Here is an 11,603-nt window from a genome sequence, read left to right as displayed (position 1 = left end):
ATTTCAATCCACGTGCCCACGGGGGGCACGACTCTAACTATAATATACTATAACTCCACCCATATAATTCTCTCCCTCCCTCATCAGCAGAAAGTTCCACACGTAAAACATTATATTCCATTGGAAATATTCAAAATCTTCACCAAACCCAAAAACAAACCAAAAACCGCAGACATCGCGAACCTCCCGGAAAAACTCTGGGCACAACCCCTTCGCGAAAAAAAGAATCTAAAAAATCAGCGCATCATCCACATTCAAACCCGGCTTTGCTCCGACATGTTCAACATGCTCTCTTCCCTGCTTTCCGAGATTATAATATCTAACACTATCCGTTTCTGGATTAATAACCTCTCCTATCCTGAACTTCAAATCCATCAACTGAACAGAATCCACTACGCACTCAAACACCGAATTCTGCACCCTGACCCCAAAATTTTTACAAATCCGTGCCACCTGACGAAGCCGGCGTCTTCCCTCCGGGGTCTCTGTATTCACATCATACGTAACCAAAACAAACATCTCTCCCTCACCTCACCACAAACGGAGGATACCCGTCAATATCTCCCCGGAGAAAACGGGCGAGAAGCATAGCCTGGGCATACGGCAAAAGACCGACCGGCATCCTCTCCTCCAGATACCCGTGCATGACCTCCTCCTTCTTCCGCTTCTGCCATGCCTGCAAAACGGTCTTTCGGGCATCATCAGTCAGCAAAACCGCTCCGTTCTCCTTCACCACAAAATCACCTGCCGTCACCACCCGATTATTGACGAGACTCAGCACAAACCGGTCTCCTAGATACGGACGAAACTCCTCCATCAGATCAAGAGCCAGACTCGGTCTTCCCGGACGGACCCGGTGCAGAAACCCAACCTGCGGATCGAGACCCACAGACTCCAGAGCCGATGCACAATCTGCCGCAATAAGTGTATAGGAAAATGAAAGCAAAGCATTCACCCGATCCAGAGGAGGGCGTCTCGATCTGTTTTCAAAAGAAAACTCAGGTTCCGTTGACAAAATCAGATCATTAAAACAGTCAAAATAATACTTCGACAAAATACCCTCAAAGCCTCTCAGCTCATTCAGCGAACCACATGTTCCGGCTTTTATTTGTACAATACCCTCGGACAACCGTTTGAAATTCACTTCAAACTCCTTTGAAACCATATCAGGATAATCACGGGAAAACCGCTGGAGAACCGTCCGGCAGTTCATCAGTTTTCCAAGAATACAGTGTGCTGCGACCTTTCCTGATGCTGCTTCATCATCCGAAACGGCATACTGACGTTTCCTGAGCAGCACATTTCCCGAAACCTTGCCGCCGACCCGTGCCATAAATTTTCCATAGGGTGAAACAAAACAAAGCCCCACATCATTTTCATTACACAGCGCCATCATCCCGGGACTTGCTCCCATAAAACCAAAACATACGACCCCCTCCAGGTTATGGATCGGGACTCTGGCAAGTTCCTGGTTTTCAACAGATACAACGATACTTTCCCCGTCCCGCGAAAGATAGGACTTTGGATTTGTCACATACAGCACATTACGCAGTTTTCTCATGAGAATACCCCTGTATTATTGAATCAAGATACCGGTCGACGGATTTTTTTCGTGAAGATATAGTTGGAACGCAAAGATCCCGGATCGAACAACTTGCACACTGCTTTTTAAGTTCAGCAGAGGGGGTGATCCCGTTTTCATACATAGCATACATTTCCCGAATAAGCGAGACGACATGTTCGCGGAGTTCTTCGTCAAAGATCACCTCCGTTCGGTGCCGGGTTTTTCCGTAATACAGATAACCGCTGGGGATCTCCGTTCCGTACATCTCTTCGAGACACATCGCCTGACAGCAGAGCTGGACCTCATCGCAGTCATCCTCCTTTTTCTTTCCCCTTTTATATTCTATTGGAACCACTGTCCATGTTCCGTCCCTGTTTGGAATGGTTACCCCGGATGGCGAACGGTGAAACTCCACGACGTCAGCAATTCCGTAGATTTTCAGATTGTGGGATACGAGCGGGATACTGCGGGAAACAAGGATATCGCCTCTTGACTCTACAAAAAAAGGATCGTCGGCATTGTCGTGCATGAGTTTTCCCGAGAAGGTAAGTGCGTTTTCCGCCCAGAGCTGTTCTACGTGGATCAGTGCCCACTGACGCGGACAGAATGCAAAATGCTGGATCCCGCTTACCATAAGGTAGTCATCCGGGTTCATTAATGGATAATATAGAGTGAGAATACATGAAAGTATCCCGGGAATTACGAAGAGTTCAATCTCGTTTCGAATCTCAGTAAGTTTTTGCAAAACTACTTCGTCAATGCAATGTAAAATTAGAACATCGGGAATTGATCTAATGACTGAATACTATGCACGTTGTAATGAAGACAGGACGAAATATCAAACCATTACCGATCATTTGACAAATGTATCCATCCTTGCAGGAATATATGCGCAGACCTTTACTACGCGGGAAATGGGCGAGATATGCGGGATCTTACACGACATAGGCAAATACTCCGATGACTTTCAAAAACGCATCAGGGGAGATAACATTCAGACTGATCACTCGACTGCCGGAGCAAAAACAGCCGATCTCTTTGCAGACGAACAACAAAATCCCTATTCATCGCTTGCATATCATCTCATGTCCTACATAATTGCGGGACACCATGGAGGGCTTCCCAATCGCGGAAACGCCAACGCATCCGGTTTATTTCAACGTCTTCAAAATTCAAATCCAGATCTGTATGCCGCATGGAAAACCGAGATGCCCCAAACGTCCCCCGACCTCTCGGAGTTTTTCGCCACACAAACCTTCATCCCGAAAGATCCATCAAAACTCGACCAGAATGAATTCGCTCTTTCGCTTTTTCTCTACACTCACTTCCTTTACTCCTGTCTGGTCGATGCGGACAGGACCGATGCTGCACAATGGGATGGATATGTAACGGAAGGAACGTATCCTACGCTCGAAGAATTCAATGACAAACTCGATGCACGCATGGCAGAGTTCAAGGTAGCTTCCGACCTTGACAAAATTCGAAACGACATCCTCACATCCTGCAACAAAGCAGCTGAAACAGAACCGGGGATCTTCACCCTCAACGTTCCGACCGGCGGAGGGAAAACGCTCTCCTCTCTCTCTTTTGCTTTGAAACACGCTCTGAAAAATCATCAGAGCAGGATAATCTACACTATTCCCTTCACCTCGATCATCGAGCAAAATGCCAAAGTCTATGCCGATATTTTTGGTCGGAACAATATCGTTGAACACCACTCCAACTTCGTTCTTCCAACAGGGGTAAAAGTCGAACCTGACTCCCCGTATGGAGAAAACAAGAACCTCTCTCTAGCCACAGCAAACTGGGACGCTCCGCTGATCCTCACCACGAATGTTCAGTTCTTTGAGTCGCTCTTTACCTCTCACCCGTCACGAGCCAGAAAAGTCCACAACATTGCAAACAGTGTCATAATCTTAGATGAGGTCCAGGCTCTTCCCAACGAATTTCTCCTCCCATGCATGTATGCACTTTCGGAACTCGTGAAAAATTATCACTGCACCGTTGTTCTCTGCACAGCGACCCAGCCTGACTTTGTAGAGAACGAGGTTTTCCCGAAAGGCACATCGGTCAGGAACATTGTTCCAAACTATCAGGAACTTGCAAAGATAATGAAACGGGCAAAAGCACACAACCTTGGTAATAAAACGATAGACGAAATCGCTTCCTGCCTCAAATCAGAACAGCAGGTCCTTTGCATCGTCAATACCAAAAAACATGCAAAAGATCTCTACTCTCTTGTGAAAGAAGCAGGAGACACCCTGCATTTAAGCACAAACATGTGTCCGAAGCATCGAAAACAGGTCATCGAAATGATACGGAAAAAACTCAAAAACGAAGAACCCTGCTGTGTCATATCGACCCAGCTCATTGAAGCAGGAGTCGATATCGATTTCCCGGTCGTGTATCGTTCTTTGGCAGGAGTTGATTCAATAAATCAGGCTGCAGGAAGATGTAATCGTGAAGGTAAACTTTCTTGCGGGAACGTGTACATCTTCACTCCCGAACAAACGTATTCCGGTGCCGGATACGTGAAACAGACCGCAGAAATTTCCCACACTATCCAGACTGATGATTATCTTTCTCTGGATACAATTGCGAAATACTTCTCTAAATTATTCGATATCCGAAAAGAACAGCTCGACAACAAAGGAGTATTGGGTCTTTGCCGGCAGGGAATCACAACTTCGGAAACTGCATTTCCCTTTGCCGACATATCCGACAAATTCAAACTGATATCCGACAGCGGGTGTGCGGTGATCATTCCATTCGATGATGAAGCGAAGCAACTTATCAAAAATTATTCCCCTGAATTCATCCGCAGTTTTATCAGAAAGATCTCACCCTACTGTGTGAACGTGAGAAAAGCAGACCTTGATTACCTTCATGATGAGGGCGCATTAGAATTACTCGGCGAAAGCTTCGTTGTTTTGAAAAATCAAAGCCGATTTTACGCCCAGGACACCGGGATCTATATTTCCGGAAAGCCGGATATGTTTGATTATATCCTCTGATTCATGGATATACAGGATACATTTACATGCCAATAGCGTGAATTAAACAATCAATGAATAAATTTTATTTTTATTCTCTATTCTTAAGGAGGTGATACTATCTACGGAATTACATTACGAGTTTGGGGTGATTATGCATGTTTTACCCGGCCTGAAATGAAGGTCGAACGGGTAAGTTACGATGTCATCACCCCATCAGCAGCACGGGGTATCCTGGAGGCGATCCATTGGAAACCCGCGATTCGCTGGGTGATCGATGAGATCCAGGTCATGCAGCCGATCGCATTTTCCAATATCAGACGAAATGAAGTCTCCTCTATCATGAAAAATCCAGGTCCTTTGATGAAAACTGTTTCTGAAAAAGGGTCTGCAGAACCCTTCTATCAAAACACCCAGAAGGACCGGCAGCAGCGGGCGACCCTGATGCTCAAAAATGTTGAGTATATTATCAAAGCTCACTTTGAAATGACAAAGAAAGCGGGCGATGATGACACGGAAGAGAAGCATTACAATATATTTCTCCGACGGGCACGGAAAGGTCAGTGTCATCACCAGCCTTATTTTGGATGCAGAGAGTTTCCCGTTTCATTCGAACTGGTGGAAGAGCCGCTCTCAAAGACCCCTATTGACGAAGACCGGGATCTTGGGTGGATGCTCTACGACATTAATTTCAGCGATGATATGACGCCGAAATTTTTCCGTGCGCAAATGCATAAAGGAGTTATTACGATTCCCGAATCGTTTCACAAAGAGGTGAACGTATGATACTTACCGCCTTGTGTGAGTTATACGATAATCTCATTTTGGATCCAGAATCGGGAGTTGCCCAGCCAAATTATTCGAGTGTGCCGGGCTCATATGCTGTTGAATTGTCCCGAAACGGGGACTTTAACGGCATTATCACCCTGGTTGAGAATAAACAGCGGGTAATGATGAGTGTCCCGGAACAAGCCGGTCGATGCGGGAAAAACCCGCCGCCCTACTTCCTCTGTGATAATGCGAAGTTTCTCCTTGGTTTCGAGTATGACAAAAAGGAGAAAAAACTGATCCCTATGCCCGAACGTTTGCGCAGTGCATATGATGCCTATCGGAAAATCATCGGGTCATCCGAGGATGTCGGGCTCAAAGCAGTGATAGCATTTCTCAAAAACAGGGTTGATGGTCTCCCTCTCGATATTCCGGCAGATCACCCAATCTATCAAAGCGGGAATATCGTGTTCCGTCTGACGGATGAAAAAGGTTACATCCACGAACGATCCGAAGCGAAGAACGTCTGGGAGAGGTATTGCAATGCTTCTGCTTCATCAGAAGAACGAGGTCAGTGTCTGGTTACCGGACTTTTGAATCAGCCTCTTGCAAAAACGCACACCCAGCTTAAAGGAGTAGCAGACGCGAATACAACCGGGTGTGTTATCGTTGGTTTCAATTTTCCATCGGTTACCTCATATGGAAAAACCCAGAGTTATAATGCGCCTGTTTCTGAAAAAGCGATGTTTGCGTATACGACCGCACTTAATTTTCTCCTTTCAAAAAATGACAGCAGGATCCAGATAGGGGATACGACCGTTGTATTCTGGACAGACAGGAAAGAAGACAGTAAGGCATTATCTCTTATCTCGGCACTTCTTGGTGCAGATGCTCCAAAAGATGCAGATACTTCAGATCGTTTAACCGAACAACAAATCTCTGATATTCTGAAAAAAGTCAGATCAGGTCAGGCAGTGAACGACCCGGAGTTTAAGGTGAAAACGTACATTCTCGGTCTTGCTCCAAATGTTGCCCGGGCATCTATCAGATTCTGGTATGAGGATACTCTTGAGAATTTCATTGTGAAGACCGGCGAGCATGCCGAAAATATGAACGTGGTAAAATCCGCGAAACTCAAATCGAGGATCGTGTCGATAGGGGATATTCTCAGAAGCATCACGGTGAAGTCAAGTAAAAAATGGTGGGAAAATGTTCCCTCGTCATATGAGACCGCATTGTTTCGGGCGATCATTTCCGGAGATATGTATCCGACATCAGTATATTCAGCTGTTTTGATGAGGATACGTGCCGAGGCAGGAGATGATTACGGTATTGATTATATTCGTGTCGGCTATCTGAAAGCATATCTGAGACGGTATTATCAAAAACAGAACATGACGGAAAAAATGGAGGAATTAACAGTGAGTTTAAATCAAAAATCAACAGATACAGCCTATTCTCTTGGAAGGCTGTTCGCTGTGATGGAGGCATTACAGCAGAAAGCAAATGGTACAGCAACTATCCGGTCACGGTATTTTGCATCGGCTTCGGCGAACCCGAAACTGGTGTTTCCAACATTGCTGAATTTATCCCAGCATCATATCGCAAAGATCGATGGACGGTATTACGATAAACAGATGGAATCTATTTTGTCCGGTGTGACCGAATTTCCGGCAGCTTTCAATCTGGAAGATCAGGGCAAGTTTGTTCTGGGCTATTATCACCAGCGCGAATTTATCTACACGAAAAAGGAAGACAAAGAATTACAGGAGGCTTGAAGTATGGCAATTGAAAACAGATATGAATTTGTAATGTTGTTTGATGTGGAAAACGGTAACCCGAATGGTGACCCTGATGCAGGAAATATGCCCAGAATCGATCCTGAGACGAGTTACGGAATCGTGACGGATGTGTGCATCAAGAGAAAGATCCGGGATTACGTGGCTACGGTTAAAGAGGAGGAACCTGGTTTCCAGATCTATGTTCGCGACGGAGCTGTTTTGAATGCTCAGCACGAGCTTGCCTACAAGAACTACGACATGAAACCCGAAGAGAAGAAACTGCCGAAAGATGAGGCGGATGCAAAAAAGATCACGGGATTCATGTGTGAAAATTTCTACGACATCCGGGCTTTCGGTGCAGTCATGACAACGAAGGTGAACTGCGGACAGGTCAGAGGTCCGGTCCAGATCAATTTCGCCCGAAGTATCGATCCGATCGTGCCTCAGGAGATCACGATCACCCGTGTCGCGGTGACGAGTAAAGAGGATGCAGAGAAGAAGGAGCATGAAATGGGAAGAAAACACATCGTACCGTATGCCCTGTATCGTGTTGAGGGATATATTTCCGCAAATCTTGCACAGAAAGTCACCGGTTTCGATGATACGGATCTTGATCTGCTCTGGGAAGCTTTGATCAATCTGTTCGAACACGATCACTCGGCAGCACGCGGTAAGATGGCAACGAGAAAGTTATTCGTGTTCAAACACGATTCGGCTCTTGGATGTGCTCCGTCTCACATATTGTTTGATCTGATTTCTGTGAAAAGAAAGGATGAATCAAAACCGGCACGCACTTTTGAAGATTATAGGGTCAACGTGGATACGGATAAAGTGCCAAAATCTGTAGAACTGATCGAGAAACTCTAAGCCGGAAAATTACTCCGGCATTTCCCTTTTTTCATTGAAGTCGTGCCCCTCGTGGGCACGTGGAGCAAAAGAAGCGCCGGGTCGCACATCGAAGAACTTTCTTTGAGGAAGGACTGTCTGAAAAGCCCAAATGGGCAAAGCCCATTTGAGGCGGCACGCAAATCTTCGATTTGCACGCATCAGCCTGAGAGAGCACCCGAACGCAAGGAAAATGCGATTCAAGCGAGGGCTGGAAGCCCGAAGCGGAGAGCAAATCTTTGATTTGTGAGCGCGTTAATTCGCGGAGGTGTGCAAGCCAAAGGCTTGCGTGCCGCCTCAAATGAGCAAAGCTCATTTGGGCTTATTCGCGGTTAAATAATCTCATATATCCACACTCATCCCAACTACTTTCATCTCATAGCTTACCGGTCTCCCCATCCTTCCGCCCCTGTCCCCCTTTTCGTGCATTTCGTTGGCGGGTTGGCGACGAAGTCGACGACCTTAGCCGAGCAAACCGAAGGTTTGCGAATTTGTGATTTTTCGTGTGGGGGACGGGGGAGGGTACGCTCTGTATCCAACCCAATCTAATTCTTTTTCGTGTTTTCGTATTTTATTTCGTGCATTTCGTGTGATGGATCCGCCCACTCAAAAGATCTCGTACACCAAATCGAAAAATACACCAAAACACGAAAAAAAAGATTGTCTGGGTGCGTGTCCAACCCGGTCGCAAATCAAAGATTTGCTCCGCTAAGGTCGTCCGCTTCGCGTTCAACCCGGTCGCAAATCAAAGATTTGCTCCGCTGAGGCCGCCCCTTCGGGGCAGCCCGCCCCCCCAAAAAAAAGAAACGATAATTCTTACAGCATCCTCTTCAAAAACTGCCCCGTATAACTCTTCTTCACCTTCGCCACTTCCTCCGGCGTCCCCTTTGCAATGATCTCGCCGCCCGCATTCCCGCCCTCCGGACCCAGATCGATCAGATAATCCGCCGACTTGATCACATCCAGATTATGCTCGATCACCACAACCGAGTTCCCCTTCCCGACCAGACTGTCCAGAACCCCGATAAGCTTCTTCACATCATGGAAATGGAGACCCGTCGTCGGCTCATCTAAAAGATACACGGTCTTCCCCGTCGCCCGCTTCGCAAGCTCCCTCGTCAGTTTGATCCGCTGCGCCTCGCCGCCCGACAACGTCGTCGAACTCTGCCCGAGCTTGATATACCCGAGACCCACATCCGCAAGCGTCTGCAGCTTCGTACTGATCGCCGGCACGTTCTCGAACAACTCGAGCGCCTCGTCCACGCTCATACCCAGAACATCCGCGATCGACTTCCCCTTATACTTCACCTCCAGCGTCTCCTCATTATAACGCGCTCCCTTACACTCCTCGCACTCCACATACACATCCGGCAGGAAGTTCATCTCGATCTTCATCACCCCGTCACCCGAACACGCCTCACAGCGGCCGCCTTTGATATTGAACGAAAACCGGCCGGGTCCGTATCCGCGGACCTTCGCCTCCTTCGTCTCCGCAAACAGTTTCCGGATCTCATCGAACACTTTAGTGTACGTCGCCGGATTCGACCGCGGCGTCCTTCCGATCGGCGACTGATCGATCACGATCACCTTATCGATCTCCGACTCGAAGATCAGCTCCTTATAGGCGCCCGGCGTCACCTTCGATTTATACAGCTCCTTCATCAGCGCCTGATACAGCGTATCATAGATCAGCGTCGACTTTCCAGAACCCGAAACGCCCGTGATCACCGTCAGCGTCCCAAGCGGGATCGCCGCATCGATATCTTTCAGATTGTTCTCCGTGCAGCCGTTGATCCGCATAAACTTCTTCGCCGGCCGCCTCTTCTCCGGAACAGGGATCGAAAGTTCGCCCGAAAGATACTTGCCTGTCAGAGACTCCGGGAACGTTTCGATCATGTCCGGCGTTCCTTCCGCGACCACACGTCCGCCGTGGACGCCTGCCCCCGGGCCGATATCCACCACGTAGTCGGCCGCCCGGATCGTGTCCTCGTCGTGTTCGACCACGAGGAGCGTGTTCCCGAGATCCCGAAGCTTCTGCAGGGTCTGGATAAGCTTCTGATTGTCCCGCTGGTGAAGGCCGATCGACGGCTCATCCAGGATATACAAGACCCCCATCAGGTTCGACCCGATCTGGGTCGCGAGGCGGATACGCTGGGCCTCGCCGCCGGAGAGGCTCCCGGCACTTCGGGAAAGCGTCAGATAGCCAAGACCGACCGACCGCAGGAAGTTCAGCCTTGATCTGATCTCCCGAAGGATCAGCTTCGCGATCTCCTCCTCCTTTGGCGAGAGAGGCAGCGACTCGAAGAACGCATAGGCCGCATCGATCGACATATCCGAAACATCAGCGATCGACATCCCGCCGACTTTCACCGCGAGTACATGCTCCTTTAACCGTTTGCCGTGACAGGTCGGACACGGCAGGATCCGCATGAACTTCTCCAGCTCTTCTTTGCGGTACTCGGACTTCGTCTCCTTATACAGCCGTTCGGTCTGGGGAAGCAGCCCTTCCCAGCTCCCATGATAGGCCCACTCGGCATTCTTCGAGGTGTGGCTGAACTTCATGTTCTCGTTCACGCCGTTCATCAGCCCGTCATACTGCTCCTTCGTCAGCTCGTTCACCGGCGTCATCAGGGTGAAGCCAAGATGCTTTGCGACGGCGTCCAGATACTGGACACGGTACCCGTCGAGGAAGTTTTTGTACACCGCGACGGCGCCGTCAGCGAGCGAGAGGGTCTTGTCAGGGATGATCAGATCCGGATCGAAGACCATCTGGAACCCGAGCCCGTTGCAGGTCGGGCATGCCCCGAACGGACTGTTGAACGAGAACATTCTCGGCTGGAGCTCCTCGAACGAGAGGCCGCAGACAGGGCATGCCATCCGCGCCGAGTAGACGGAGTCCGTCTCCCCGGCGTTCGCATACACGAGTCCGTCCTCCGCATGCTTCAGCGCAGTTTCGATCGCATCGGTCAGCCGGCTCCGGTCGGTCGTATCGACCCGGTCGACGACGATCTCGATGTTGTGCATGATGTATCTGCCGAGTTTGATCTCGTCATCGGTTCTGAGGATCTCTCCGTCGACCCGCACTCTCGCAAATCCATCTGCATGCAGATCGCGAAACAGCTGTTCATAGGTCCCTTTCTTCTTGCGGACGATCGGGGCGAGGATCGTGACCATCGTCTCAGGATACTCGCTCTGGATCGAGTCGGCGATCTGACCCGGGGTCCTCGACTCGATCTTTACGTGATGGATAGGACAGTAGGGGATCCCGACCCTTGCATACAGTAAACGCAGGTAATCATAGATCTCCGTCACCGTACCAACGGTGGAACGCGGATTTTTCGAGGTGGTCTTCTGTTCGATCGATATTGCGGGGGAGAGGCCTTCGATGGAATCGACATCAGGTTTGCTCATCAGTCCGAGGAACTGGCGGGCGTAGGCGGAGAGCGACTCGACATATCTGCGGTGACCTTCCGCATAGATCGTATCAAAAGCGAGAGTGGATTTTCCCGAGCCCGAAACCCCGGTCACGACGATGAGTTTGTCACGCGGGAGTTCTATATTGATATTTTGAAGGTTGTGCTGTCTTGCGCCCTTCACTATCAGGTTTTTCAT

The 11,603-nt window shown here is 48.9% G+C and carries 8 protein-coding genes; 4 read left to right on the top strand and 4 right to left on the bottom strand.

The genetic code is table 11. The features are described from left to right. Nucleotides 1-228: 228 nt before the first annotated feature. The 3 genes from cas2 to cas4 are packed head-to-tail and all read right to left on the bottom strand — an operon-like array spanning nt 229 to nt 2,219. Entirely contained in the window at nt 229-519 is a 291-nt protein-coding gene (cas2, locus tag H575_RS08370) for a CRISPR-associated endonuclease Cas2 (protein WP_042700762.1), read from the bottom strand. A 7-nt stretch (nt 520-526) separates the two neighbouring features. Next, a complete protein-coding gene (cas1c, locus tag H575_RS08365) occupies nt 527-1,561 on the bottom strand; it encodes a type I-C CRISPR-associated endonuclease Cas1c (protein ID WP_042700760.1) in 1,035 nt (344 codons plus the stop codon). Next, nucleotides 1,545-2,219 (bottom strand): CRISPR-associated protein Cas4, encoded by a 675-nt coding sequence (cas4, locus tag H575_RS08360; protein WP_081406723.1) that lies wholly within the window; start codon nt 2,217-2,219, stop codon nt 1,545-1,547. The genes cas1c and cas4 overlap by 17 nt, the downstream gene beginning before the upstream one ends. A gap of 139 nt (nt 2,220-2,358) precedes the next feature. Between cas4 and H575_RS08355 the strand changes: the two genes are divergently transcribed. The 4 genes from H575_RS08355 to cas7c all read left to right on the top strand — a co-directional run bounded on the left by H575_RS08355 (nt 2,359) and on the right by cas7c (nt 7,973). Next, a complete protein-coding gene (locus H575_RS08355; RefSeq protein ID WP_042700757.1) occupies nt 2,359-4,578 on the top strand; it encodes a CRISPR-associated helicase/endonuclease Cas3 in 2,220 nt (739 codons plus the stop codon). Between the two features lie 156 nt (nt 4,579-4,734). Next, nucleotides 4,735-5,343 carry a type I-C CRISPR-associated protein Cas5c gene (gene cas5c / locus H575_RS08350; protein WP_052320043.1) on the top strand — a complete coding sequence of 203 codons (609 nt, stop codon included), beginning with the start codon at nt 4,735-4,737 and terminating at the stop codon, nt 5,341-5,343. After that, entirely contained in the window at nt 5,340-7,103 is a 1,764-nt protein-coding gene (cas8c, locus tag H575_RS08345) for a type I-C CRISPR-associated protein Cas8c/Csd1 (protein ID WP_081406721.1), read from the top strand. Before cas5c ends, cas8c begins: the two co-directional genes overlap by 4 nt. Nucleotides 7,104-7,106: 3 nt before the next feature. Further along, a complete protein-coding gene (gene cas7c / locus H575_RS08340) occupies nt 7,107-7,973 on the top strand; it encodes a type I-C CRISPR-associated protein Cas7/Csd2 (RefSeq protein WP_042700753.1) in 867 nt (288 codons plus the stop codon). Nucleotides 7,974-8,807: 834 nt separating this feature from the next. On the opposite strand, the gene uvrA is transcribed toward cas7c, so the two are convergent. After that, the gene (gene uvrA / locus H575_RS08335; RefSeq protein ID WP_042700752.1) at nt 8,808-11,603 is read right to left on the bottom strand and encodes an excinuclease ABC subunit UvrA; all 2,796 of its coding nucleotides are present in this window, start codon (nt 11,601-11,603) and stop codon (nt 8,808-8,810) included.

This window comes from Methanocorpusculum bavaricum DSM 4179, from assembly GCF_000430905.1.
GTDB lineage: Archaea > Halobacteriota > Methanomicrobia > Methanomicrobiales > Methanocorpusculaceae > Methanocorpusculum > Methanocorpusculum parvum.
This window is presented reverse-complemented; position numbering and strand designations above follow the sequence as displayed.